This is a genomic window from Schaalia odontolytica (assembly GCF_009730335.1).
GTDB lineage: Bacteria > Actinomycetota > Actinomycetes > Actinomycetales > Actinomycetaceae > Pauljensenia > Pauljensenia dentiphila.
On record NZ_CP046315.1, the window covers coordinates 2142400 to 2168236 of the forward strand.

Here is a 25837-nt window from a genome sequence, read left to right on the forward strand (position 1 = left end):
CGAATCAGAGTAGATCCAGCATCGCCGGAGCCACCAGCTTGAGGACGTTGTCACGGCCTTCCTTCGCGCTGGGGGCATCGACCGCGTAGGCGGCCATCTGCTGGCAGGTCGCCAGGTCGTGCATGCGCAGGGCGGCGCGCACGGCGTTGACCTTCGAAGGAGCCATCGACAGGGAGGCGACACCCAGGCCCGTGAGGACCAGGGCCAGCAGCGGATCGCCGCCGGCCTCGCCACACACGCCGATCGGCTTGCCCGTCGCACGACCGCCGTTGCAGGCGTGGCGGATCATCTCGAGGACCGCGGGCTGCCACGGATCCAGGAGAGACGCCAGGTTACCGTCCAGGCGATCGGCAGCCATCGTGTACTGCGTCAGATCGTTCGTGCCGATGGAGGCGAAGTCCACGATCGACAGGAGCTGCTCGGCGCGCAGGGCGGCCGCGGGCACCTCAATCATGATGCCGACCTTCGGCAGGCCGTAGCCGCGCGCCTTGTCGGCGAACCACTTGGCCTCAGCGGCGGTCGACACCATGGGCGCCATGACCCACAGTTCCGCGTCCGTCGCCTTGTGGGCAGCGGCCAGAGCCTGCAGCTGTGTGTCGATTAGATCCTCTCGCACCTGGCACAGGCGCAGGCCGCGCACACCCAGGGCGGGGTTCTCCTCGGCACCCAGATCCGCGAAGCTCAGCGGCTTGTCGGCGCCCGCATCGAGGGTACGAACCACCACGCGACGCGACCCGAAGGACTGCAGGACCTTCGTGTAAGTGTCGGTCTGCTCCTCCAGCGTCGGAGCCTCCGAACGCTCCAGGAATAGGAACTCCGTGCGGAACAGGCCCGAGCCCTCGAGATCAAACTTCGAAGCCTTCATCGCATCGTCAACCGTGCCGATGTTGGCTAGGAGCTTGACGCGGTAGCCGTCGTAGGTCGCACCCTCGCCGGTCGAACCGGCCAGGGCGAGCGCGCGGCGGCGCGAGCGCTCCTTGAGCAGGTGCACCTCGTCATCGGTGGGGGCGACGATGACCTCGCCGACGCCACCGTCGAGGGCCAGCATCGTGCCTTCCTCGACAGTCGTGATGCCCTCGGCCTTGACGATCGCCGGGATACCCAGCTGTGCAGCCAGGATCGCCGTATGCGACGTAGGGCCGCCGACCTCGGTAATGATGCCGAGAACGGTCTCAGGGTTCAGGGTTGCGGTCTCAGCGGGTGCCAGGTCGCGCGCCACGAGGACGACGGGGCCATCAAACGCCGGCACGCCGGGCTCGGGCAGGCCACGCAGCTCGCAGATCGCGCGGTCACGCACGTCGTACAGGTCGGTCGCACGCTCGGCCATGTAGCCGCCCAGGCTGCGCAGCATCTGCGCGTAGTCCTCGACGGCGTCATGGACGGCCTGGGTGACACCGAGGCCCTTCTTCAGCTTCTTATCGACGGCCTTGGCCAGGCCACGGTCACCCGCGAGCTGGGCGGTGGCCTTGAGGATCGCCTTCGTCTCCTCCGGCGCGTTCGCAGCGCGGTCGCTCAGGCGAGCGGAAACGGCTGCGAGCGCCTCACGGACACGCGCGCCGTCGGCGGCAGCGTCGACGCTGCCCGGCTCCGTCGTGTCGACGCCGGGGGCAGGCTGGACGATCGCGGCGGGAGCTGCAGCGGTACCGGCGGAGACGCCGATGCCGTGCAGGACGTCGTGCGTCGCCATCAGCTCACTCCTGGTCGAGGTCGCGCGAGAGCAGCTCGACGAGCGAGTCGAGGACCGCGCCCGCGGAATCATCCTCGGTGGACAGGGTGACGACGTCGCCATGCTTGGCGCCCAGGGTCATGATTTCGAGGAGCGACGCGGCGTCGGCCTCCTCTCCATCGAAAGCGATGGTGACCTCGACGCCGGAGTCGTCAACGGCCTCGGCGAGGACGGAAGCGGGACGTGCGTGGAGACCAACGGAGGAACCAATTGCAACGGTGCGGGAAATCATGGTCGTTCCTTTCAAATGCGGGTATGTCCATCGTGAGACACAGGTGCCCGTACGGCCCATGGTAACGGGCTTAGATACCCACGCAAAACCCGATATCACAGACAGTGACATGGGATACATCACCCTTATAAATGCCGAAAAACCATAGATTTGACGCGACTCGCTCACCCCATGACGACACCCACGCACACCAACCACCCCAGGCCTCGCCGATATGACGATCGACCGCCTCCCACCCCACCAACTACAATGGAGAAGTACCGAGGGAAGGAAAGGAGAGCGCGCATGAGTTCACGCGAACCCACGCTGGCCGACGTCGCCGAGCTGGCCGGAGTGAGCCTGACGACCGTATCTCGCGTGCTCAACAACCGCGGCTACCTCTCGGAGAAGACAAAGAAGAACGTCGCCGACGCGATCGAGACGCTCGGCTACCGCCCGAACTCGCTGGCTCGCGCCCTGCACGGCAAGCGCACGCAGACGGTTGGCCTCATCGTTCCCGCCGTGTCCCTGCCCTTCTTCGGCGAGCTGGCCGTCGAGGTCGAGAATGCCCTCGCCGACGCCGGCTACCGCATCCTCATTTGTAATTCCATGGGTCGGGCGGACCGCGAGCGCGAGTACCTCTCGCTGCTCGTCGGCAATCGCGTGGACGGGATCATTTCGGGCGCCCACAACGAGGGCCTGAGCGAGTACGACACGATCCGCATGCCCCTGGTAACGATCGACCGCGAGCTGAGCCCATCCATCCCGAACGTGCGTTGTGCAAACAAAGAGGCGGGCGCCATGGCGACGCGCGCGCTTATCGAGGGCGGCTGCCGCCATCCCCTGCTGCTTACCTCCCGTTCGGGTCCGCGCAATCTGCGCGAGGCCGGCTACCGCGCCGAGATCGAGCGCGCTGGCCTGACCCCTCGCGTGGTCACCGTGCCGTTCGATACGCCCACGCCACAGCGTTTCGCGATGGTGCGCGACGCCCTGGACGAGGCCCGCGCCGCTGCTCCCGTCGACGGGGTTTTCGCGACCGACGATCTGGCGGCTGCTGAGGTCCTCGAGTGGGCACGCACGCGCAACCTATCGGTCCCCACTGACCTGCCTATCATCGGCTTTGACGGCACGGAGACGATGCGCCGAGCCCTCCCCCACTTGGCGACGATCCGCCAGCCCATTGAGGAGATCGCCCGGGCTGCGGTGTCGATCCTCCTCGATCAGATCGAGGGCAAGGCTCCGCGTTCTTCGTCCGACGAGGCCGGGGCTCCACACGCTCAGACAGTCGAGTTCTCGGGCACGCTGATCCAGGGGCGCTCGATCAACGCCTGAGCGCATATCACGCGGCGGGACTGTGACCGCTCGCACTGCCCCGGCTTATTTTCTTAACCCCTAGGAACCACGGATGCGCACGCGGATAGGTTATCCCCATGTTCACCCCTATCTACATGTTCGGTTCGTATTGAGGAGCCCCTCACCTATCCGCGAGCGCGCGTCACCAATCACATCGCGCCGGTGCGCACGCTAACCCGATAGGTGATGCCTGAGCCCTTCAATGCGCACGTTAACCCGCTAAGTGGAGCGTGGGCACCCCTGCCCGCGCTCCACTAGTAGGGCCCAGGTGCGCATTAGCGGGTTAACACGAGCACCTAAAGGGCCCAGGTGCCGGCACCTCCGTTGGCACAAGGCCCCACTGCTCAATCGGTGCATCACAAACAACCCTCATTGCGATTGCCGACTGTATCGCCGACAGCCAGTTCCCACTGGCGGGGGGCACGACAGACGGGTGGGCGGCACCAGCGCACTGCTGGTGCCGCCCACCCGTGACGTCAGGAATGACTCCCGATGAGCTCAGGCCTCCTTGGGGGCCACCTCAAGCAGCGCGTCGCCGCGCTGGATCTCGCCGCTGGCGACCGGGGTGACCGCGCCGAGCTTCTTCTTGTTCGTGACGACGACGGGCGTGATGGTGTCGTAGCCGGCCTCGCGGATCACGTCGAGGTCGACCTCGGCGAGCACGTCGCCGCGGCGCACGACGTCACCCTTGGCGACGCGGGGCGTGAAGCCCTTGCCGTCCAGCTTGACGGTGTCCATGCCGACGTGGATGAGGACCTGGACGCCGGAGGCGGACTTGAGGCCGTAGGCGTGGCCGGTCGGGAAGGCGACGGTCACGGTGCCATCGAAGGGGGCCACGACGAGGCCGTCGGCAGGCTCGATGCCGATGCCGGGGCCAAGCATGCCCTTGGCGAAGGACTCGTCCTTGACCTGCTCGAGCGGAACCACGGTGCCCGCGAGAGGCGAGGCGACGGAGAGATCAGCCAGCGCCTCGTCACTGAAGGACGGGGCAGGGGTGGCAACCGGGGCGGCCGCGGGAGCCGGAGCGGCGGGGGTGGCCACGGCGGCGGCCACGGGAGCGGCAGCCTTGGCGGCGGGCGCGCGGCCCTCCATGTCGGCCTTGCCGCGCGTCATGGCGTAGGCGAAGGTGAAGCCGAAGGACAGAACGAAGACGAGGACCTCAAGGGCCAGGTACGCGGGGATCGACTTGGGGATGATCGACACGAAGCCGACGAAGCCTGCGGCGCCGAGAGCCTGACCGCGCACGTTCAGCAGGGCGACACCCGCGGAGCCGATGGCAGCAGCAGCCATGGCGCAGAAGAAGGGCCAGCGCAGGCGCAGGTTGACACCGAAGATGGCGGGCTCGGTGATGCCAAAGACGGCGGAGGCGCCACCGGCGCCGGCCAGGCCTTTGAGCTTGGCGTCGCGGGTCTTGAAGAAGATGGCCAGGGCGGCCGCGCCCTGTGCGACGTTCGCCATAGAGGCAACGGGGAAGATGAAGTCACCGACGCCGCCGTTGACGGGCAGCAGCGGGATTTCGATGGCGGGGAAGGACTGGTGCAGGCCGGTCACAACGATCGGGCTGTAGACGAGGCCGAAGAGAAGACCACCGAAGACGCCGAGGGTCGAGTAGGTCCAGTTAATGCCCCAGGTCAGGTACTCGGCGGCCACGCGGGTGACCGGGCCGATGATCGTGAAGGCCAGGAAGCCAGTGACCAGCATCGTGATGAGCGGGGTGAGCAGGAAGTCTGCGGTGCCCTTGAGGACCTTGTGCAGGCTCTTCTCGATGAGGCACATAACGTAGGTGACAGCCAGGGTGGGGATGACCTGCGCCTGGTAGCCGATCTTGGCGACATCCATGCCGAAGATGTGCCAGTACTCGACCGAAGCCTCACCGGCGAGCGCCGCGCCCGTGTTCCAGGCGTTGAGCAGGTCGGAGGAAACCATGGCCGCGCCGATCGCAGCGCCAAGGTAGACGTTGCCGCCGAAACGCTTAGCGGCGGAGAAGCCGACGAGGACCGGCAGCGAGGCGAAGGCCGCGGAGGAAACCATGTTGATGAGGGCCGCGTAGTCCGCGATGCCCGGGTACATCTGGGTCAGCGACTGCTCGCTGAAGAGGCCCTCAGCGGTCATGACGTTGTTGATGGCCATCATCAGACCGCCGGCGACCAGCGCCGGGAGGATCGGGACGAAGATGTCGGCGATCATCTTGATGAAGCGCGAGAAGAGGTTGCCGCCCTTTTCGGCTTCTTCCTTGGCCTCATCCTTGGAGACCTCGCGCACGCCGTGGTTTGCGACCATCTTGGCGTAGACCTGGTCAACATCGCCGGGACCGACGATGATCTGGAACATGCCGCCGGCGGCGAATGTGCCCTTCAGATCTTCGTTGTCATCGAGGGCCTGCTGGTTGATCTTGGACTCGTCCGCGATCACCAGGCGGAGACGGGTTGCGCAGTGTGCTGCTGCGCTGATGTTGGATGCGCCGCCGACTGCTTCGACGACCTCTCCTGCCACCTTGGCGTGATCCATTGCCGACCACATTCCTTTCTCAAAACCCCACGCGCAACGCCATTGTTACGCCGCGCTGGGCAGTGTGTAGCAATCGTTTGACATACTACGGGTGACAGAATCCTCAACGCAAGGTGCGTCGGGCATCTTCTCAGGTCAGAGAATGAGAGACCGCCCACATACGACGAGGCCGTGGCCACTGTGAGCAGCCACGGCCTCGCAGGCGGGTCGCTTTAGTCGGCGCGCGCGGCGCCCACGAGCGTCACGGAGGCGGCGCCCACAAGCGTCACTCCTGAGCCCTCGCCCTTCAGGAAGCTACGGGTCGTGAAGACGCGCGAGCCGTCGCCCAGGTAGATCTCGGTGATCGATCGGTCGTGAAGGATTTCCACGCGCGAGGCCTCCCCCGGCTCCAGGGTGACGACGCGGCGGCCACCGTGGGGGTAGCGCGTACCCGTCAGGTCGACGGTCAGGCGCCCCTCTTCAAGAGTGATCGCCAGGCCAGAATCTGAGCCAATACCCACGGACAGGGCTCCCTCGTAGGAGGCATCGAAGGCAAGCCTCCACGAGCGTGACCCAGCGAGCTCCACAACGCGCGCCCCGGCCTCGTCCCCGGGAGCACCCTCAAGTGTGGCGGGCACCAGGGGCAGTCCCGGCAGGTACGGGCGAGCGATAACGCGGCCGCCGCGCAGGGTGAGGGCGCGCGGCGCGGTGAAGCAGTGCACCCAGCCGCCGGTCTCGATGGAGGGCTGGTCGTCCTCGCCCGCGTTGCCCGCCCACCCGAAGAGGAGGGTCGGTGCCCCCGGGTCCGAGGACGCGGATCGCGCCATGATCTGGGGAGCGTAGAACTCGGTGCCACGGTCGAGCTCCTCGAAGGAGCCATCGGCACTGCGGAACTCGGTGCCCACGAGCTCGCCGACGATAGCGACGCACGGGAAGACGTTCTCGAATCCCTCGCGCTCGGGTGAGATGCCCTGCGGGCAGAAAACCAACACATCGTGGGCCTCACCCGAATCCTCGTCGACGAGGCGCACCAGGTTGGGGCACTCCCACATGTAGCCGAACGTGTCGAAGGCACCACCGGCGTCGGGGAAGGTCATCTCACCCTCGCACTCCCACGCACGTAGGTCAGTCGAGCGGTAGAGCAGGGCCGCGCCTGTGAGGTTCTCGCGCTGGACGCCGAGCAGCATCCGGTAGGTGCCATCCGCGTCGCGCCAGACCTGCGGGTCGCGGAAGTGCGCCGTGTAGCCCTCGGGCTGGCGGCCGATGATCGGGGGTACCTGCTTGTCGAAGTGGACCATGTCAGCCGTGGTGACGACGCACTGGGTGGCCTCGCGCTCCCCCGTCTCGGGGTCCTTGTAGTTGCCGGTGTACCACAGCTCTTCATGGTCGCCGACCTCGATGGCCGTGCCCGAGTAGGCGCCGTTGGCATCCTGATGGGTGTCGGGCAGAATCGCGGGGGCGTGGTACTCCCAGTGGGTCAGGTCGCGGGAGGTGGCGTGGCCCCAGTAGACGAGGCGACGCGGGTGCTCGGGGGTGTACTGGAAGAAGGCGTGGTAGGTCCCGTCGATCTCAATGAGGCCGTTCGGGTCGTTCAGTCGGCCCACCGGGGGTGCGACGTGAAAGAGCGGGTAGTCGGGATCTTGCGGGGCGCGCGACGAGGCCTCGGCAGCGAGGGCGGACGCGAGAAAATCTTCGGCCATGACCTCACGGTAACACCCCGGGACAGACGAGCGCGCGGGCGGGACAGATCCGTCCCGCCCGCGCGCTGTCAAACGTACGTCACACTCATCACGAGTGGCGTCATGCCAGGGAAAACCCTAGATCAGGCGCCCGTCACATCATCGGGGTGAGCGTCCGCGTAGCGGGCAAGCTCCTCCTCGACAATGGACTCATCCAGCTTCACGAACACCGGCGTGGGCTTGGCGATCGGGGTACCGACCGTGATCGGGTGACGTTCCCAGGTCGGCACGTTCGTGTAGTCACCCGTGATGATCGGGTAGCCGTCACGGCCCTCGAAGTCAGCGGGCAGGACCTGCGGGTCAAGCTCCTCGACGTCCTCGATGTAGGGCATCGGCGCGATCTCGCCTGCACCGCCCATGACGCGGTCGATGTCGTTGGCCGCGTGGGGCAGGAACGGGGAGAGCATGAGGTTGAGGTCCGTGACCGCCTGGGCCAGGGTCCACAGGACCGTCGCGAGACGCTGCTGCTGCTCGGGCGCCTTGAGCTTGAAGGGCTCGGTGTCGGTCACGTACTTGTTGGCCTCGCCGACCAGGCGCATGGCCTCGGACAGCGCCGCCTTCTGGCGGTGGTGGCGAATCAGGTTGCCGACGGTCTCAAACCCGGCCTCGACGGCATCCAGGAGGGCGCGGTCGATGTCCTCGAGCTCACCGGGGGTGGGGATCTCGCCGAACTTCTTGGCGATCATGGACGCGGTGCGGTTGACCAGGTTGCCCCAGCCGGCAACGAGCTCGCCGTTGGTGCGGCGCACGAACTCAGCCCACGTGAAGTCAGAGTCCGAGGTCTCGGGGCCGGCGGCGCTGATGAAGTAGCGCAGGGCGTCGGCCTGGTAGCGCGAGAGGAAATCACGCACGTAGATGACGATGCCGTGCGAGGAGGAGAACTTCTTGCCCTCCATCGTGAGGAACTCAGAGGACACGACCTCGGTGGGCAGGTTGAGAACGCCCAGGTCACCGGGGGCGCCACCCTTCGCGCCCTGGCCGTTGTAACCGAGCAGCTCGGCGGGCCAGATCTGCGAGTGGAAGACGATGTTGTCCTTGCCCATGAAGTAGTAGGTCAGGGCCTCGGGGTCGTTCCACCACTTGCGCCACGCCTCGGGGTCGCCGGTGCGGCGCGCCCACTCGATGGAGGCGCTCAGGTAGCCGATGACGGCGTCGAACCACACGTACAGACGCTTGGTCGGCTGGTCTTCCCAGCCGGGGACCGGGATGCCCCAGTCGATGTCGCGCGTCATGGCGCGGGGGCGGATGTCCTCGAGGAAGTTCTGGGAGAACTTGATGACGTTGGGACGCCAGGTGCCGGACTTCTCGCGCTCGTCGAGCCAGGCGGACAGGGCATCGGCCAGGGCGGGCAGGTCGAGGAAGTAGTGGGTGGACTCCACGAAGTTGGGGGTTTCGCCGTTGATGCGCGAGTGCGGGTTGATGAGCTCGGTCGGGTCCATCTGGTTGCCGCAGTTGTCGCACTGGTCGCCGCGCGCTCCTTCGGCGCCGCAGATCGGACAGGTGCCCTCGATGTAGCGGTCGGGCAGGGTGCGGCCGGTGGACGGGGAGATGGCGGCGCGCGTGACCTTCTCGATCATGTAGCCGTTGTCGCGCACGGTGGCGAACATGTCCTGGACGACGCGGTAGTGGTTGCCGGCGGTCGTGCGGGTGAAGAGGTCGTAAGACAGGCCGAGCGCCACGAGGTCCTCGACGATGAGGCGGTTGTTCTGGTCTGCGAGTTCGCGGGCGCTCACCCCGGCGCCGTCGGCGGCCACCAGGATGGGGGTGCCGTGTTCATCGGTGCCGGACACCATGAGGACGTCGTGGCCGGCCATTCGCATGTACCGGGAGAAAACGTCGGAGGGGACACCGAATCCCGCAACGTGGCCAATATGACGGGGGCCGTTGGCGTATGGCCATGCGACGGCGGACAGAATGCGACTCATAGCCCCTAAGAATACTGCCTGGTAGTCATAAACGGGGAACTGGCCGCAGACCGACGTATCGAGACAGCTCTACCGCGGGCGCCGACCCGGGTGATACGCTTGAGAAAATACTGAATTATCAGGGAGGTTTCATGCCCCGCGCTCTCATTATCGTCGACGTTCAGCCCACGTTCTGCGAAGGGGGTGCCCTGCCGGTGACGGGCGGCAACGCCATCGCCGAGGCCGTGGCCGCCTACGTGGACGCCCACCGCGACGAGTACCAGCTGATCGTCACCACGCAGGATTGGCACATCGATCCGGGCCCGCACTTCTCCGAGACGCCGGACTTCGTGGATACCTGGCCCCCGCACGGCGTCGCGGGCACGGCCGAGGCCGAGCTGCACCCGGCGCTCGCCCACGTGAACGCGGACGTGACGATCAAGAAGGGCCAGTACAAGGCCGCCTACTCTGGCTTCGAAGGCACGACCGAGGACGGAAAGACGCTGGAGCAGGTCCTGCGCGATGCCGACATCGCGGACGTGGATGTCGTGGGCCTCGCCGAGTCGCACTGCGTGGCCTGCACGGCGGTCGACGCCGCCCGCGCGGACTTCAAGACGCGCGTGCTGCGTGAGCTGACCGCGCCCGTCACCGAGGAGCTGGGGGCCCAGGCCCGTCAGTGGATGACGTCGGAGCACGTCGAGATCGTCTGAGGCTTCCCGGCCTCGTTCTTATCGCGCGGCGAGGGCGGCCTTGTAGAGGTCGTTCTTGCGCGCGCCCGTCGCCGCGGCCACTTCGGCTGCGGCGTCCTTGAGGCGCATACCTTCCGCCGCGAGCGCGAGGACGGCACCAACGTGGTCTTCAGCGCGCGCGCTTCGCGTGTATCCGGCGACAACGATCGTCACCTCGCCGAGGACGTCGTCGGCCCCCTCAGCAAGCTGCCCGAGCACGCCTCGACGCACCTCCTCGTAGTCCTTCGTGAGCTCACGGCACAGCGCGGCGGCGCGGTCGGCGCCGAAAACCTCGGCCATGCGCGTCAGCGTGGCAGCCGCGCGACGGGGCGACTCGAAGAAGATGAGCGTGTGCGGGTCGGTGGCCAGGTCCTGCAGGTAGCGCGTGACCTCCCCGTCCTTGCGCGGCAGGAAACCCTCGAAGGCGAAGCGGTCGGAGGGCAGGCCGGACAGGGCGAGGGCGACGAGCGGCGCGGAGGGGCCGGGCAGGACGGACAGGGGCACGCCCGCGTCGATGGCGGCGCGCGCCAGGCGGAAACCCGGGTCGGAGACGGTGGGCATGCCCGCGTCGGAGACGAAGACGACGCGCGCCCCTCCCCTAGCGGCCTCGACGATTCCCGCGGCTTTTTCGGCCTCGTTGTGGTCGTGCAGGGCGACGAGGCGACCGCCCAGCTTGATGCCCAGGCGCGAGGCCAGGGCGAGCGCACGGCGCGTGTCCTCGGCGGCGACGATGTCCGCCCCTTCGAGCGCGGCGACGACGCGGGGCGAGGCGTCACGCACGTCCCCGATCGGAGTGGCTGCGAGCAGGATCGTTCCCGCTGCCTGCCGGTAGGCTTCGGGCGCGCGCCCCTCCTGAGGCGTCAATGCCGAGCCGGGCTCGGGGGCGTTGGTCGTATCGGTCGCCGTTTCCATGCCCGTATCGTCTCACTCGCCGCCTGCACGCGCACGACGCTTCCGTCCCGAGCCGGCCAGCCAGTGGGGAAGGCGCGAGGCCAGGACACATGCGGCACACAGGAGCGCGATGGTTCCGCCGGCGCTGAGGCGCGCGGGGACGGCGATCGCCAGGCCGGCGATGCCCAGGAGCGCGCCGAGCAGCGGGGTGCCGATGAGGAAAGCGCGCGAGCTGCGTACGAGGGGCGCGAGGGCAGCGGCTGGCGCGGCGATGAGGGCGATGGACAGGATCGTGCCGACCGCGGGGATTGCCACGGTCACCGACGCAAGGGTGAGCCCGAGGATGATGAGTTCGTGTCGCCCGGCCCGAGCGGCTGCCGCCGGGTTGGCGGGGTCGAAACAGTGGGCGATCAGGTGACGCCCGCCCAGCGCCACGACGACGAGCGCGACCAAGAGAACAGCGCCCGCCCAGGCGACGTCCGCCGGCGAGACGGTCATGACGGAACCGGTGAGGAAGGAATTGACCGCGAGGGGCAGGGGCTTGAACCAGGTCGCTAAGAAGTATCCGGAGGCAAATCCCGCAGTCAGCACGATACCCGCGGCACCCTGGCTGGAGACGCCGGGGATCCTCGCGAGCCAGCGCATGAGGGCGACGAGCGGGATGGTGCCGAGGAACGCGCCGACGAAAAGCGAGGTCGACATGCCCGAGTGCCCCAGGCCATAGGCTGCGGCGATGACAACGCCGAGAACCGCGCCCGGGAACGTGCCGTGCGTGACCGATTCGGCGAAGAAGATGCGCCGGTCCAGGTAGGCGAAGGCTCCGACGAGGCCGCCGAGGGCTCCGATGATCGTCACGTGGAGCACTGGGTACAGGAGGAGATTGGCAATCACTGTTGTTCCCCTCCCCCGGCTGCGCTCGTTTCACGAGCTGTTTCACGCGCGGCCGGCCTCGGACGCACGCGGCGGGCGCGGATCTCACGGAGCACGCAGGCACCTGCGAAGCAGACGAGGACCCCCAAGGCCACGCAGGCCTGCGGGGAGAGCGAACGCGGCGCACGCAGGAGGGAGGCACCGAAACCGGCCCATCCACCGACGAGCGCGCAGGTGCCCGCCAGGAGCACCATCGACCGAGGCCCTGCGGCGAGGAGGCGACCGAAGGCACCGGGCACGATGAGGTACCCGACGACGAGGAGGACGCCGACCGCCGTCGACGCTGCAACCACGATCGCGCCGAGCGCCGCATTGAAAGCGATATCAATCCAGGTGACCGGGATTCCGCTCACGCGGGAAGCCTCGCGGTCGAAGGCCACAGCAACCTGCGCGCGCCAGGTGAGCGCGAGCAGGGCGGCGGCGAGCACGAGCACCACAGCGCTCGCCCCCATGCGCGAGAGGGTGATATCCAACAGCCGTCCGAACATCAGGGATTCGAGCTGACCAGACATGTCCCCGATGCGCAGGGAGATCACGATGCCGAGGGAAAAGAAGGCGGTCAGCAGGACGGCGGTCATGGCCTCGGAGTGACGGGGCTTACGCGAGGCTACGGTCAACGCTGCCGCCACGAGGGCCGCGCACACTGCTCCTCCCGGGATGATGGCGTCGCGCCCGCCGAGCGCCATGCCGACGACGATTCCGGGAAAGACGCCGTGGACCATCGTCTCGGCGCTGAACTCAGCGCGACGCAGGTTCACGAGCGTCGAGGCCGGTCCCGCTGCGATGGCAAGCAGGCCGAGGACGATAATCGGGCGCAGCAGGTAGGGGGCGATCATGACAGGGATGCAATCGCCTCGTCGGCGCTCGCCCCGTAGGCGCGCGCCAGGATGTTGGGTGCCAGGACCTCGTCTGTGAGACCCAGAGCAACGAGGCGGGAGGCGAGCACGCAGGCACGCGAGCACACGTCGCGCGCGAGGGACAGGTCGTGCGTGGATACGATCACGCCTATGCCGTCGGCCGTCAGATCGGCAATGAGGCCCGTGATGATGTCTCGGCTGGGCGCGTCGAGACCGTTAAAGGGTTCGTCCATCATGACCAGATCGGGGCGCGCGACGAGGGCACGCGCGACGAGGACCCGCTGGCGCTGTCCGCCGCTGAGCGTCCCGAAGCGGTGTGAGGCCCGGTCTGCCAGGTTGACGCGATCAAGGGAGGCACCCACCCGCGCGCGCATGTCGGCGGTGATGCGCCTACCCCAGCCGGCCTCGGCGACCAGCCCCATGGTGACGACCTCGGCGGCGCTGACGGGGAAGGTGAGGTCCAGGTCTGCGCTCTGGGGCACGAGGCCGATGCGCTCGGCCTCGACCTCGACGCTGCCGGACAGGAGCGAGCAACCGCCGGCGATGCCGCGCATGAGGGTGGTCTTGCCGCCACCGTTGGGACCGACAAGGGCGAGGGCCTGGCCCCCGAACACGTCGAGGGTCAGGCCGGTCAGCGCCGGGGCATGCCCATACCCCAACGCCGCGTCCCGGAAGGAGACGAGTCGTGCCATCACTGGTCCTTCAGGCGCTCGGGCAGGTCCGGCACGGTGCCGCCCCACGCCTGCGTCACGGCACGCACGTTGTGGACAATCGAGCCGACGTAGGTGGCTCCCTCGGACCCGTCGGGGCCCAGCGAATCGCCGTACATGGCATCCTCGCCCACGATGGGGGTCACGCCAGCCGCGCGGGCGATCGCCTCGATGGACTTGGAGTTGTTGGAGTTTTCCGCAAAGAGCGCAACCGCGCCGGATTCCTTGACGGCCGCGACGGCCTTGGCGATGTGGTCGGCGGTGGCGTCCTGCTGCTCGTTGAAGTCGGACAGGGCGGCGCCGATGAAGCGGATCCCGTAGTCCCTCGAGAAGTAGCCGAAGGCGTCGTGGGAGGTAAAGAGCACGCGCTGTCCCGCAGGGACGGTCTCAATGGCCTCGGCGGTCCACTGATCGAGAGCGTCAATGTCCTCCAGGTACGAGGCCGTGGCCGCGTTGATCGACGATGCTGCCTCCGGCACCGCGGCCGCGAGGCCTGCTCCGAGGTTGGCAACCTGGACGTGGGCACCCTTTGGCGAGGTCCACACGTGCGGATCGAAGCGGAACTCGGGTTCCTCCCCCGCTTCCTCGGGCGGGAACGGCCACGGAGCAACGTCCACGCGTTCGCTTCCGCGATCAATCGTGTAGGCGCCCTGTTCGTCGGCGGCGCCCGGGTTGTCAATGTCGGCGGCGGTGAGGACACCGGAGGTCACGACCATGCGCCCCTTGAAGCCCGAGGAGACGACAGCATCGTCGAGGAAGTGTTCGAGGTCGACGCCGGAGACAGCCATGACATCGGCCTCTGAGAGCGCCTTGGTCTGGGCGGGGGTCATCTCATGTTCGTGAGCGGAGGCATTGGGGGCGAGCAGGCACGTGAGGCTCATGGTGAGAGCGGCGCCGTCAGGGGTGGCACCCACGTGGCTGTTCTTTCCGGCAGCGTCGGTCTTATCAAGGGATATATCGGCGGACCTCGCCGCGATCTGGGTGACGTAGTCGCAGATCTGGGTGGTCGTGGCGACGACCGCGAGGCCGTGTGACGACGAAGAGGGAGAGCAGGCGGCCAGCGAGGCGATCGCCATGGTCAGCCCCGAAGCAGCTGCTAAGCCGCGCCTAATCAAAGAAAACATTATGACTCCTAATATGTTTTCGGGTACGCGAAAATTATAGGTGGAGGAGAGAATAATTCTCAAGATGAGCCCCCTGCACATTCTCCCTTCGGTTGCGAGCAAACGTGCGGCGCATCCCTTTCAGTGCGACACGGCCGCTAGACTCGGATGCGATGGATACCGCGAACGCACACAACGACACGATCGACAAGACCGAGAACCTCCTCGAGCAGGAGGCGACAGGCGACGAGATCGCCAGCAAGCTCCCCGAGCACGAGCCGGCAACCGATGACGAGGCCCCCGCGCAGCCCGCCGAGGCCTCGTCCACTCCCCCAACCAACGGATGGACACAGCGCCTGTCGACGCCCGCAGCGGGGTGGGTAGCGACAGCGATTGCGACGCTCATCGCCACTCTCATTCGACTGCCAGGACTGGGGAACGTTCGCACTCTCATCTTCGACGAGACCTACTACGTGAAGGACGCCTGGTCACTCCTCACCCTCGGATATGAGGGAACGTGGGCGAAGGATGTCGACACCGCGTTCGCCAATGGGGACACCTCCGGATTGTCCGCGGTGGGCGGCTATCCCGTTCATCCGCCGACGGGCAAGTGGCTGATCGCGATGGGCATGAAGTTCTTCGGCCAGGCAGATCCAGTGGGATGGCGCATCGCGGCGGCGATCTGCGGGGTTATCACCGTATTCCTCCTGTGCCGCCTCGCGCAAAACCTGTTCCACTCCCCCGCCATCACCCTCCTCGCAGGCCTGTTCCTGGCGACGGATGGCATGGCGATTGTCATGAGCCGCACGTCCATCCTCGACGGATTCCTCGCGATGTTTGTGCTGGCAGCATTCCTGTGCGTCGTAAAGGATCAGCACATGGCGCAGCCCAAGCTTTCGGCCAAGCTGGCGACATGGGATGGACTGGGCGAGCCGAGGCAGGGGTGGCACTCCGCCTGGGCACACCTGACACTGCGTGATCGCCGCCCCTTCGCAATCGGCCCCAATGCGGGAAACCGCCCGTGGCTCTTCGCAGCCGGCATCTGCGCCGGTCTCGCCTGCTCCGTCAAGTGGTCCGGCATTTACGTGCTCGCCTTCCTCGGGCTGTTCGTCGCACTGCGCGAGGTAACGTGCCGCTGGCGAGCGGGACATCCGACGCCGATCCGCGGAGCACTCCTCGCAGACGTGTGGTGGGCGTTCGTCCTCATGGTTCCGACCGCGATTCTCACATACGTAGCATCCTGGTTCGGCTGGTTCACACACTCCGCCGCACACGGACACGGCCGTTCCGGCATCGCTGGATTCGCCGGACAGCTGGCCGACCTGTGGCTCTACCACAAGGAGATGTGGACGTTCCACAACGGACTGAACACGCCCCACAAGTATCAGTCCAGCCCGTTCACGTGGCTCGCTCAGGTGCGCGCGACATCCTTTTACTGGAACAACGGCGAGGCCATGATGGGCTGTCGATCAGGCAAGTGCGCGAGTGACGTCGTCGCCCTCGGCAATCCCCTCCTGTGGTGGGTGGGCATCGGCGCCCTGCTACTCGTCCTTGTCGCCACGTTCTACTACCGCAATTGGCGTGTGGGCATCATTGCCCTCGGCTACATCGCACTATATGTTCCATGGCTCGCTTATGCGCATCGCACGATCTTTGTTTTCTACACCGTCGCATTTGCGCCTTTCGTCGCCTTGGCGGTCGCGTGGATGATCGGGCTCCTCGCGGGATGGGCGACCATTGACGGCTCAGCCGAACCCGCGCCAGCCACTCGCCGGACTCAGATCACCGGGTGGGCGTTTGCCGCGCTCGTGACGATCGCGATCCTCGGCTGCGCCATCTACTTCATGCCCCTGTGGCGCGGGGACGTCATCGACTACGACTTCTGGCGCGCCCACATGTGGCTGCAGAGCTGGATCTAATTATCCGTAGAGACACCGACAGATAAGGGTGTGGCCCGGCAGATACCTGCCGGGCCACACCCTTTCATCCTGAACGCCACCCTATTTCGGCCACGCATTCAACCACTCATGCCAGAGCGCAACGCCAACAAACCGACGCCGCGTAACACCGTGAGAAGCCGCTCAGGAGGCCTTCTCAGGCGAGCGATGCGAGGAGCGCACGGATCTGAGCGTTCAGCTCGTCGGAGGGCTGGAAAACGCCGTCACGGAAGTCAGAACCAAGGTTGATGCCAACCTGCTGCTCACGAACCTCAGCCCCAAGGATCGAGACAATCTCACGCAGGTGCTCGAGGGGCTTGACAGCGCCGTGCCACGAGTAACCGACGAGACCAACGGCCTTCTCCTTCAGCGTGGCCGGGGGCAGGTAGTCGATCGCGTTCTTCAGGGCTGCCGGGACCGAGTGGTTGTACTCTGGGGTCACAAAAATGACGGCGTCATTCGCCTCGATGTTCGTGCGCAGGCGAACAGCCTCGGGCAGCTCGGGGGCCTGCATCGACGGGGGCATCTCCTCAGCAAAGAGCGGCAGCTGATAGTCACGCAGATCGAAGAAAACGGTCTGCACGCCGTCAACCTGACGCGCCTGCTCTTCGATCCAGCGAACGACCTGCTCGCCCGCGCGGACGGGGCGAACAGAACCAAGAATGATGGCAACGGAAGTCATGACATTTCCTTTCGAAGGCTTGTTGAAACATCAACTACTATAGCTCACCACGAAGCTTGACACAAGGAAGATCGCTGTCGTTTAAGACACAAGTGACATGGTGCAGCAGCGCTACGATTCCTCTGGTTAGTGTGCACACGCGACGGGCGGAGGGGGTGTCGGGACGGGGGCGACGAAGAAGCGGCCGGAGACTTTATGTCTCCGGCCGCTTCCGTTGGTGTGTTGTGGCGGTGTCCTACTCTCCCACAACCTGTCGGTTGCAGTACCATTGGCGCTGCCGGGCTTAGCTTCCAGGTTCGGAATGGGTGCTGGGCGTTTCCCCGGTGCTATGACCACCACAAGTGTTGGTGTTCAACACGCTCCCCCGTAGTGTTGTGGCGGGGGGTGTGGGTTGATCGTGGTTTGTATAGTGGTTGCGGCTGTTGTGCTGGTGTTTCTTGTTCACCCCAACGGTGTGTTGGGTTGTTGTTTAGTGTTGGCCCATTAGTACCAGTCGGCTCGCGAGCACATTGCTGTGCTTCCACCTCTGGCCTATCAACCCGCTAGTCTGGCGGGGGCCTCTCACCCCACGGGGGGGGCGTGGAAATCTCATCTTGAAGCAGGCTTCCCGCTTAGATGCTTTCAGCGGTTATCCCTTCCGAACGTAGCCAACCAGCCATGCACCTGGCGGTACAACTGGCACACCAGAGGTTCGTCCATCCCGGTCCTCTCGTACTAGGGACGGCCCTTCTCAAATTTCCTGCGCGCACAGAGGATAGGGACCGAACTGTCTCACGACGTTCTGAACCCAGCTCGCGTACCGCTTTAATGGGCGAACAGCCCAACCCTTGGGACCAACTCCAGCCCCAGGATGCGACGAGCCGACATCGAGGTGCCAAACCATGCCGTCGATATGGACTCTTGGGCAAGATCAGCCTGTTATCCCCGGGGTACCTTTTATCCGTTGAGCGACCACGCACCCACGTGCCATGGCCGGATCACTAGTTCCTGCTTTCGCACCTGCTCGACCCGTCGGTCTCACAGTCAAGCTCCCTTGTACACTTGCACTCGCCACCTGATTACCAACCAGGCTGAGGGAACCTTTGAGCGCCTCCGTTACATTTTAGGAGGCAACCGCCCCAGTTAAACTACCCACCAGGCACTGTCCCCAACCCGGATCACGGGCCAAGGTTGAGGTGACCGCTTGAACCAGAATGGTATTTCAACGACGACTCCACCACCGCTGGCGCGGCAGCTTCACAGTCTCCCACCTATCCTACACAAGTCCAAGCGAACACCAATACCAAGCTATAGTAAAGGTCCCGGGGTCTTTCCGTCCTTCTGCGCGAAACGAGCATCTTTACTCGTACTGCAATTTCACCGAGTTCGCGGTTGAGACAGCGGAGAAGTCGTTACGCCATTCGTGCAGGTCGGAACTTACCCGACAAGGAATTTCGCTACCTTAGGATGGTTATAGTTACCACCGCCGTTTACTGGGGCTTAAATTCACCGCTTCACACCCCAAGGGGGGTGTTGACAGTTCCTCTTAACCTTCCAGCACCGGGCAGGCGTCAGTGCGTATACATCGCCTTACGGCTTCGCACGCACCTGTGTTTTTGATAAACAGTCGCTTCTCCCTATTCTCTGCGACCCCACAACCCCACCACCACGCAAGACGGAGGGAAGTCACGGGGTCCTCCTTATCCCGAAGTTACGGAGGAATTTTGCCGAGTTCCTTAACCACGATTCACTCGAACGCCTCGGTATACTCTACCTGACCACCTGAGTCGGTTTAGGGTACGGGCGCGTCATGCCCTCACGTCGAGGCTTTTCTCGGCAGCTTAGGATCACCACAAGTCCACACACGCGTGTGTCCCTCATCAGTTCTCACCCACATGCCCCCGGATTTGCCTGGGAGGCGGGCCACAACCTTAAATACGCACAACCATCGGCGCACTGCAGCTACCTGTCTGCGTCACCCCTGTTAACACGCTTGCCTACAATCACCGGGGCCCCAAGACCCACACACACCACGCGACCCGAAGGTCATGTGGCGGCGTGAGCAAATTGGTTAGCACAACGACTTCAGCATGGGCGGTCATAACGCGGTACCAGAATATCAACTGGTTGTCCATCGACTACGCCTGTCGGCCTCGCCTTAGGACCCGACTAACCCAGGGCGGATAAACCTAGCCCTGGAACCCTTAGTCAATCGGCGCTGCGGATTCTCACCGCAGATTCGTTACTCATGCCTGCATTCTCACTCCCACACAATCCACCAGAAGTTCCCTCCAGGCTTCACCTCGTGCAGGACGCTCCCCTACCCAACAACACACCGACAACCAGTTCCTGGTGCCAGCCATGCGTGTTGTTGCCACAGCTTCGGCGGTACGCTTGAGCCCCGCTACATTGTCGGCGCAGAACCACTTGACCAGTGAGCTATTACGCACTCTTTCAAGGATGGCTGCTTCTAAGCCAACCTCCTGGTTGTCACCGCGACTCCACATCCTTTCCCACTTAGCATACGCTTAGGGGCCTTAGCTGATGATCTGGGCTGTTTCCCTCTCGACTACGAAGCTTATCCCCCGCAGTCTCACTGCCGCGCTACACCTAATGGCATTCGGAGTTTGGCTGACGTCAGTAACCCACAGGGCCCATCGGCCATCCAGTAGCTCTACCTCCACCAGGGACCACGCGACGCTGCACCTAAATGCATTTCGGGGAGAACCAGCTATCACGGAGTTTGATTGGCCTTTCACCCCTACCCACAGTTCATCCCCCAGGTTTTCAACCCTGGTGGGTTCGGTCCTCCACACAGTCTTACCTCTGCTTCAACCTGACCATGGGTAGATCACCCCGCTTCGGGTCTAGAACACGCGACACACGCCATATTTCAGACTCGCTTTCGCTACGCATACCCCACACGGGTTAAGCACGCCACGTATCACTAACTCGCAGGCTCATTCTTCAAAAGGCACGCCATCACCCCTCAAGGCTCTGACGGCTTACAGGCACCCGGTTTCAGGTACTATTTCACTCCCCTCCCGGGGTACTTTTCACCATTCCCTCACGGTACTATGCACTATCGGTCATCAAGTAGTATTTAGGCTTACCAAGTGGTCTTGGCAGATTCACACGAGATTTCACGAGTCCCGCGCTACTCGGGTACCACACCCACACCACACGCCACCGGTCCGTTTACACGACTATCACGCTCTACGGTCAGACTTCCCAGACTGTTCAACTCCCAACAACAAGTGATGCGATCCCCCGGCAGAAAGATCCAATATGGCCCCACAACACCAAACACGCAACGGCCGCCGCCTCTGGCACGCATCTGGTTTAGCCTCCTCCGCTTTCGCTCGCCACTACTCACGGAATATCTTTTCCTGCGGGTACTGAGATGTTTCACTTCCCCGCGTTCCCCCCACCACCCTATACACGTTCAGATGATGGTAACCCAGCACAACCCAGGTTAGGTTCCCCCATTCGGACACCCTCGGATAATAACGCTCGCTCGCCAGCTCCCCGAGGCATATCGCAGGCCGCAACGTCCTTCATCAGCTCTTGATGCCAAGGCATCCACCGAATGCCCAATAAAACTAAACAAAACACAAAAAACAGTACAGAACAAATATGCTCGCAACCACTATACAAATCACAAACAACCCACCACACACACCCACACCAACACCAACAGGCTGGCCGGCTGCGCAGGCAACCACCACAACAAGTGGCGGACGCTCACACGGTGTTGAACGTGAACCCGACAGTGTGCTCGAATGCCATAAAACTTTTATGCCCAACCCACAATCACGCACCCACACCCACCACCCACATCAGGTGGCATACACATGCAGGCACAAGAAAACAACACAACACACCAACCACAAGGCCACCATGCTGCATTGTTCCCCACAAAATGGGCTCCCTAGAAAGGAGGTGATCCAGCCGCACCTTCCGGTACGGCTACCTTGTTACGACTTCGTCCCAATCGCCAATCCCACCTTCGACCACTCCCCCACACAAAGCGGTTAGGCCATGGGCTTCGGGTGTTACCAACTTTCGTGACGTGACGGGCGGTGTGTACAAGGCCCGAGAACGTATTCACCGCAGCGTTGCTGATCTGCGATTACTAGCGACTCCACCTTCATGGGGTCGAGTTGCAGACCCCAATCCGAACTGAGACTGGCTTTAAGGGATTCGCTCCACCTCACGATTTCGCAACCCTCTGTACCAACCATTGTAGCATGCGTGAAGCCCAAGACATAAGGGGCATGATGATTTGACGTCATCCCCACCTTCCTCCGAGTTAACCCCGGCAGTCCCCCACGAGTCCCCACCATCACGTGCTGGCAACATAGGGCAAGGGTTGCGCTCGTTGCGGGACTTAACCCAACATCTCACGACACGAGCTGACGACAACCATGCACCACCTGCACACGACCAACTAAATGCCACCACATCTCTGCAGTGCCGCCGTGCATGTCAAGCCTTGGTAAGGTTCTTCGCGTTGCATCGAATTAATCCGCATGCTCCGCCGCTTGTGCGGGCCCCCGTCAATTCCTTTGAGTTTTAGCCTTGCGGCCGTACTCCCCAGGCGGGGCACTTAAAGCGTTAGCTACGGCGCAGAAACCACGGGTGGCCCCCACACCTAGTGCCCAACGTTTACAGCGTGGACTACCAGGGTATCTAATCCTGTTCGCTCCCCACGCTTTCGCTCCTCAGCGTCAGTAACGGCCCAGAGACCCGCCTTCGCCACCGGTGTTCTTCCTGATATCTGCGCATTCCACCGCTACACCAGGAGTTCCAGTCTCCCCTACCGCACTCAAGTCAGCCCGTACCCACCGCACGCCCCCAGTTAAGCCAGAGGATTTCACGGCAGACGCGACCAACCGCCTACAAGCCCTTTACGCCCAATAATTCCGGACAACGCTCGCGCCCTACGTATTACCGCGGCTGCTGGCACGTAGTTAGCCGGCGCTTCTTTACCCACTACCCTCACCACAACCAATGTTGCGGCTTGACCATGAGCGAAAGAGGTTTACAACCCGAAGGCCTCCATCCCTCACGCGGCGTCGCTGCATCAGGCTTTCGCCCATTGTGCAATATTCCCCACTGCTGCCTCCCGTAGGAGTCTGGGCCGTATCTCAGTCCCAATGTGACCGGTCACCCTCTCAGGCCGGCTACCCGTCAAAGCCTTGGTAGGCCATCACCCCACCAACAAGCTGATAGGCCGCGAGCCCATCCCCCACCAGAACAAACCTTTCCACCAACCCCCATGCGAAGACCAGTGAATATCCAGTATTAGCACCCGTTTCCGGGCGTTATCCCAAAGAAGGGGGCAGGTTACTCACGTGTTACTCACCCGTTCGCCACTCATCCACCCAGCAAGCTAGGCTTCAGCGTTCGACTTGCATGTGTTAAGCACGCCGCCAGCGTTCGTCCTGAGCCAGGATCAAACTCTCCGAACAAAAACAAAAACGTTAAAGCCCAGAAAAACCAACCAACCAAACAAAGCCAGCCAGCAATCCCAACCAAAAACACTCAAAAACAAAAAACAGGCATAAAAACAAACAAACAAACACACTATCGAGTTCACAAACAACACCCACACGATCAAGCGCACGCGACTGTATCGCATGCTTTCGAAAGGCGTTTCGCGCCATGTTTCCGCGACTCGAGCTTCTCGCTTCGTTCGCTGCCGTTCGGCGCAACAAGGAAAACAATACGCAGGTTGCTCGACATCGTCAAATCGTACGTACCGAACACCCCTTCATCCACTTTTTCGCAGAATGTAGCCGAAATGGCCAGAGGACGAGGGTGAATCCAGCCCAGAATCGCGCAATTTCATGTCCCAGACCACATGATTTGAACGAAAGTGTGCTCCAGCGCTCTCTGCAGAGGCTCCCAATCCGCAATCGTGCAGGCTCCAGGAACTCACAAGCTGGACTTATGGCAGAAACCATCACAGTTCTTAGCGAAGTTTTTACTATCCATTGACCCTAGCGCTATACTTGCCGCCATCAGTGCGGTTTTACCGCATCCGACAATGCTAGGAAACACCATGAACGGCACCCTGCGTCCGGCCTTCGATCTCGCCGGCACCCTGGATACGATCTCGGGCTTCATGTACACGTACCTGCTCGTCGCCCTTCTCATTGGCGTCGGCCTGTACTTCTTCGTCCGAACGCGCGCGCTGCCTCTGCGGCTCTTCAAGGAAGCGATCCGCGTCGTGACCGAGCCTCCGCACGAGGAAGGCGAGGTTTCCTCGTTCCGCGCTCTGATGGTCTCCACGGCCTCGCGCGTGGGCGTCGGCAACATTGCCGGTGTGGCGACAGCGGTGACGCTCGGCGGCGCCGGCTCCGTGTTCTGGATGTGGGTCATCGCGACGCTCGGTGGCGCATCCGCGTTCATCGAGTCGACGCTCGCGCAGATCTACAAGAAGCAGGGGCCCCACCACTCCTACGGTGGCCCCGCGTACTACATTCAAACGGCACTGAAGCAGAACTGGCTGGCCGCTCTTTTTGCCGTCGTCTTGATCCTCACGTACATGGGCGGTTTCAACCTGCTCGCCTCCTTCAACGTTGCTGACGCTTTCACCCAGTACAGCTGGGCCAACGAGTGGACTCCCTGGATCATCGGTGCCATTCTCGCGGTTCTCATGGCCGCCTCCATCTTCGGTGGCACGCGCCGCCTGACCGACGTGACGGGCTTCCTGGTTCCGGTGATGGCGATCATTTACCTGGGCGTCGGCCTGGTTGTCGTCGCACTCAACTACCAGAACATCCCCGCGATGTTCTCCGCGATCTTCGCCGGCGCTTTCGACTTCCCGGCCATCTTCGGTGGTTTCGCCGGCTCGGCGATGATGTACGGCATCAAGCGTGGCCTCTACTCGAACGAGGCCGGTGTCGGCTCCGCTCCGAACGCCGCGGCCTCCGCCTCCGTGTCTCACCCCGCCAAGCAGGGCCTCGTCCAGATGCTCTCCGTCTTCATCGACACCATGGTGATCTGTACTCTCACCGCGTTTGTGGTTCTCTCCTCGGGCGTCGGTGAGGACGGCGGCGTGACGGGCGCTCCCCTCGTGAAGGATGCGATGGCAACGGTTCTCGGCCAGCCTGTCGCACAGGTATTCGTCTCGGTCGCCCTGTTCCTCTTCGCGTTCACGACGCTGGTGGGCAACTTCTACTACGCCGAGGTGAATTTCCGCTTCCTGCTGCGCAACGTGCACATGAAGCACTGGATGCTCACCGTGTTCCGCGCTGTCGCTGCGCTGCTCGTCTTCGCGGGCGCTCTCCTCAAGTTCGAGGTCGCGTGGAACCTGGGTGACATCCTGATGGGCCTCATGGCGCTCATCAACCTGCCCGTCATCGTCATCCTCGGCAACCAGGCCATCCGCTGCGCCACCGACTATGTCGCCCAGCGCAAGGCCGGCCTCGAGCCTTCCTTCAAGGCCTCCTCGATCGGCCTGAACCCCGACGAGCTGGACTTCTGGAAGGACGACGCTCCCGCCGCCGAGAAGACCAACGCGTAAGGGACCTCTCCCCCAGCAAACTTGCCCCGGCCTCGTCCCTCTTTAGAAGGACGAGGCCGGGGCTTCGTTATGTGCGACGGCGCGGCGGTCGGTTGCTACGACGGTGCGTGAGCGAAGCGCGTTCGGATCTGCACTCCCCCGGTGTGCCCGCATGCGGACAGGGCTCGAGCCACCGCGTCGGCAGCCCACCCGAGCATCTCAGGGCCCCCGTGCGGGGCGCGCAGAGTGGCGGCGGCCCCAAAGGCGAACGCAGAGGACGACTCCACGGCGAGCCCCATCTGCACGGCCGATGCCAAGGCCTCGGTAAAGCCCGAGGGGGACAGGGCCTGTCCCTTGTAGCGCGGGCGCGCCTCGAGGTGAATGAGCGGCCCTTCGGCGAGCAGGCAGGCGTCCAGCGAGCCGATCGGCAGGCTCCCGTCCTCCCACGGCCAGTTCGCGGTGGAGCGCGCGTAGTCGGGTGGCAGATCAACCTCGAAGACGCACTCGTCAACTCTCACATCGGCGACGAGCTCGAGCGTGGCCACGGAGGCAATCACAGATGCCACGAAGTGGATGTGCCTGCCCACGTCACCGAGCCACGTGTCGACAATCGCGTGGCACATCGCCGGGGTGGCGACCGCCGGGGAGAGCTGCCCTGCCGCGCGGGACTCCCCCGGCCCGTCCGCTCCCCCACGCCGGGGTGGCGCGTGGACGTCGCCCACGAAAAAGTCGAAGGCGTAGAGGCCGTGGTGGAAGCGGATGTCGTCGTAGTCGATGAATCCCAGCCCCGTGCCAATGAGCACGGACAGGAAGGCATCGTAGAGGCACTCGCTGTCCTGCGCAAAGAGGTCCGCCGCGTGCGGCGTGCGCGGGTCCAGCTGGCCGACCATCCACACCTGCAACGCCACGTAGCCTTCGTCTCTTGTCACCGGCGCACGAGAACCGTGATCCACCAGCGATCGCCAACAACGCATGTCCCCTCCCGCGACTCGCGTCTTCCTAGCATACTCCTTCGGCCGGGAATCAGAGCAGCCCCGCACGCTTCGCAGGCGCAGGAAGCCCCGGCCTCGTCAAAACAGACGAGGCC

The 25837-nt window shown here is 64.0% G+C and carries 16 protein-coding genes and 3 rRNA genes; 4 read left to right on the forward strand and 15 right to left on the reverse strand.

What is annotated here, in order from left to right; translation table 11 throughout:
* Positions 1–4 precede the first annotated feature (4 nt).
* Positions 5–1687 carry a phosphoenolpyruvate--protein phosphotransferase gene (gene ptsP, locus FOC40_RS09345; protein ID WP_003793917.1) on the reverse strand — a complete coding sequence of 561 codons (1683 nt, stop codon included), beginning with the start codon at positions 1685–1687 and terminating at the stop codon, positions 5–7.
* A 4-nt stretch (positions 1688–1691) separates the two neighbouring features.
* Complete coding sequence (locus tag FOC40_RS09350) at positions 1692–1958, reverse strand: HPr family phosphocarrier protein (RefSeq protein ID WP_003793915.1); 267 nt, start codon at positions 1956–1958, stop codon at positions 1692–1694.
* A gap of 285 nt (positions 1959–2243) precedes the next feature.
* Here FOC40_RS09350 and FOC40_RS09355 point away from each other — a divergent pair, with 285 nt between their 5' ends.
* Complete coding sequence (locus FOC40_RS09355) at positions 2244–3269, forward strand: LacI family DNA-binding transcriptional regulator (RefSeq protein ID WP_196773351.1); 1026 nt, start codon at positions 2244–2246, stop codon at positions 3267–3269.
* Between the two features lie 519 nt (positions 3270–3788).
* On the opposite strand, the gene FOC40_RS09360 is transcribed toward FOC40_RS09355, so the two are convergent.
* The 3 genes from FOC40_RS09360 to metG form a co-directional block, all read right to left on the reverse strand.
* Complete coding sequence (locus FOC40_RS09360; RefSeq protein WP_155844141.1) at positions 3789–5798, reverse strand: sucrose-specific PTS transporter subunit IIBC; 2010 nt, start codon at positions 5796–5798, stop codon at positions 3789–3791.
* 212 nt (positions 5799–6010) lie between these two features.
* Positions 6011–7477, reverse strand: a complete 1467-nt coding sequence (locus tag FOC40_RS09365) for a glycoside hydrolase family 32 protein (protein ID WP_003793906.1) — start codon at positions 7475–7477, stop codon at positions 6011–6013.
* Positions 7478–7599: 122 nt separating this feature from the next.
* On the reverse strand, positions 7600–9441 hold the full coding sequence (gene metG, locus FOC40_RS09370; RefSeq protein ID WP_039929156.1) for a methionine--tRNA ligase: 1842 nt from the start codon (positions 9439–9441) through the stop codon (positions 7600–7602).
* Between the two features lie 131 nt (positions 9442–9572).
* On the opposite strand from metG, the gene FOC40_RS09375 reads away from it, so the two are divergent.
* Complete coding sequence (locus FOC40_RS09375; protein WP_003793899.1) at positions 9573–10130, forward strand: isochorismatase family protein; 558 nt, start codon at positions 9573–9575, stop codon at positions 10128–10130.
* 18 nt (positions 10131–10148) lie between these two features.
* Here the strand turns inward: FOC40_RS09375 and rsmI are convergent, their stop codons facing one another.
* From rsmI to FOC40_RS09400, 5 genes are read right to left on the reverse strand one after another with little or no spacing between them, the layout of a single operon-like run.
* Positions 10149–11060, reverse strand: a complete 912-nt coding sequence (rsmI, locus tag FOC40_RS09380; RefSeq protein WP_003793898.1) for a 16S rRNA (cytidine(1402)-2'-O)-methyltransferase — start codon at positions 11058–11060, stop codon at positions 10149–10151.
* A 12-nt stretch (positions 11061–11072) separates the two neighbouring features.
* Positions 11073–11930, reverse strand: a complete 858-nt coding sequence (locus FOC40_RS09385; RefSeq protein WP_003793896.1) for a metal ABC transporter permease — start codon at positions 11928–11930, stop codon at positions 11073–11075.
* Positions 11927–12805: a metal ABC transporter permease gene (locus FOC40_RS09390; RefSeq protein ID WP_003793894.1), complete on the reverse strand. Its 879-nt coding sequence runs from the start codon at positions 12803–12805 to the stop codon at positions 11927–11929. The genes FOC40_RS09385 and FOC40_RS09390 overlap by 4 nt, the downstream gene beginning before the upstream one ends.
* Positions 12802–13518: a metal ABC transporter ATP-binding protein gene (locus FOC40_RS09395; protein ID WP_003793891.1), complete on the reverse strand. Its 717-nt coding sequence runs from the start codon at positions 13516–13518 to the stop codon at positions 12802–12804. The genes FOC40_RS09390 and FOC40_RS09395 overlap by 4 nt, the downstream gene beginning before the upstream one ends.
* On the reverse strand, positions 13518–14660 hold the full coding sequence (locus FOC40_RS09400) for a metal ABC transporter substrate-binding protein (protein WP_039929151.1): 1143 nt from the start codon (positions 14658–14660) through the stop codon (positions 13518–13520). Before FOC40_RS09400 ends, FOC40_RS09395 begins: the two co-directional genes overlap by 1 nt.
* Before the next feature lie 152 nt (positions 14661–14812).
* Here FOC40_RS09400 and FOC40_RS09405 point away from each other — a divergent pair, with 152 nt between their 5' ends.
* Positions 14813–16558, forward strand: coding sequence for a dolichyl-phosphate-mannose--protein mannosyltransferase (locus FOC40_RS09405; RefSeq protein ID WP_003793887.1), 1746 nt, complete (start codon positions 14813–14815; stop codon positions 16556–16558).
* Between the two features lie 175 nt (positions 16559–16733).
* Here the strand turns inward: FOC40_RS09405 and FOC40_RS09410 are convergent, their stop codons facing one another.
* From FOC40_RS09410 to FOC40_RS09425, 4 genes are all read right to left on the reverse strand, one after another.
* On the reverse strand, positions 16734–17258 hold the full coding sequence (locus tag FOC40_RS09410) for an NADPH-dependent FMN reductase (protein WP_003793884.1): 525 nt from the start codon (positions 17256–17258) through the stop codon (positions 16734–16736).
* 222 nt (positions 17259–17480) lie between these two features.
* Positions 17481–17598 (reverse strand): 5S ribosomal RNA (rrf, locus tag FOC40_RS09415).
* A gap of 124 nt (positions 17599–17722) precedes the next feature.
* A 23S ribosomal RNA gene (locus tag FOC40_RS09420) occupies positions 17723–20846 on the reverse strand.
* 326 nt (positions 20847–21172) lie between these two features.
* Positions 21173–22711, reverse strand: a 16S ribosomal RNA gene (locus FOC40_RS09425).
* Together the 16S, 23S and 5S rRNA genes form the textbook arrangement of a ribosomal RNA operon.
* 593 nt (positions 22712–23304) lie before the next feature.
* On the opposite strand from FOC40_RS09425, the gene FOC40_RS09430 reads away from it, so the two are divergent.
* On the forward strand, positions 23305–24771 hold the full coding sequence (locus FOC40_RS09430; RefSeq protein ID WP_039929147.1) for an alanine/glycine:cation symporter family protein: 1467 nt from the start codon (positions 23305–23307) through the stop codon (positions 24769–24771).
* 95 nt (positions 24772–24866) lie between these two features.
* Here FOC40_RS09430 and FOC40_RS09435 read toward each other — a convergent pair whose 3' ends face one another.
* Positions 24867–25679: a hypothetical protein gene (locus FOC40_RS09435; RefSeq protein ID WP_003793877.1), complete on the reverse strand. Its 813-nt coding sequence runs from the start codon at positions 25677–25679 to the stop codon at positions 24867–24869.
* Positions 25680–25837 lie beyond the last annotated feature (158 nt).

Bases quoted from the DNA above. Each gene is read 5' to 3' on its own strand.
- ptsP (WP_003793917.1), bottom strand. From the start codon at position 1,687: ATGGCGACGCACGACGTCCTGCACGGCATCGGCGTCTCCGCCGGTACC.
- FOC40_RS09350 (WP_003793915.1), bottom strand. From the start codon at position 1,958: ATGATTTCCCGCACCGTTGCAATTGGTTCCTCCGTTGGTCTCCACGCA.
- FOC40_RS09355 (WP_196773351.1), top strand. From the start codon at position 2,244: ATGAGTTCACGCGAACCCACGCTGGCCGACGTCGCCGAGCTGGCCGGA.
- FOC40_RS09360 (WP_155844141.1), bottom strand. From the start codon at position 5,798: ATGGATCACGCCAAGGTGGCAGGAGAGGTCGTCGAAGCAGTCGGCGGC.
- FOC40_RS09365 (WP_003793906.1), bottom strand. From the start codon at position 7,477: ATGGCCGAAGATTTTCTCGCGTCCGCCCTCGCTGCCGAGGCCTCGTCG.
- metG (WP_039929156.1), bottom strand. From the start codon at position 9,441: ATGAGTCGCATTCTGTCCGCCGTCGCATGGCCATACGCCAACGGCCCC.
- FOC40_RS09375 (WP_003793899.1), top strand. From the start codon at position 9,573: ATGCCCCGCGCTCTCATTATCGTCGACGTTCAGCCCACGTTCTGCGAA.
- rsmI (WP_003793898.1), bottom strand. From the start codon at position 11,060: ATGGAAACGGCGACCGATACGACCAACGCCCCCGAGCCCGGCTCGGCA.
- FOC40_RS09390 (WP_003793894.1), bottom strand. From the start codon at position 12,805: ATGATCGCCCCCTACCTGCTGCGCCCGATTATCGTCCTCGGCCTGCTT.
- FOC40_RS09395 (WP_003793891.1), bottom strand. From the start codon at position 13,518: ATGGCACGACTCGTCTCCTTCCGGGACGCGGCGTTGGGGTATGGGCAT.
- FOC40_RS09400 (WP_039929151.1), bottom strand. From the start codon at position 14,660: ATGTTTTCTTTGATTAGGCGCGGCTTAGCAGCTGCTTCGGGGCTGACC.
- FOC40_RS09405 (WP_003793887.1), top strand. From the start codon at position 14,813: ATGGATACCGCGAACGCACACAACGACACGATCGACAAGACCGAGAAC.
- FOC40_RS09410 (WP_003793884.1), bottom strand. From the start codon at position 17,258: ATGACTTCCGTTGCCATCATTCTTGGTTCTGTTCGCCCCGTCCGCGCG.
- FOC40_RS09430 (WP_039929147.1), top strand. From the start codon at position 23,305: ATGAACGGCACCCTGCGTCCGGCCTTCGATCTCGCCGGCACCCTGGAT.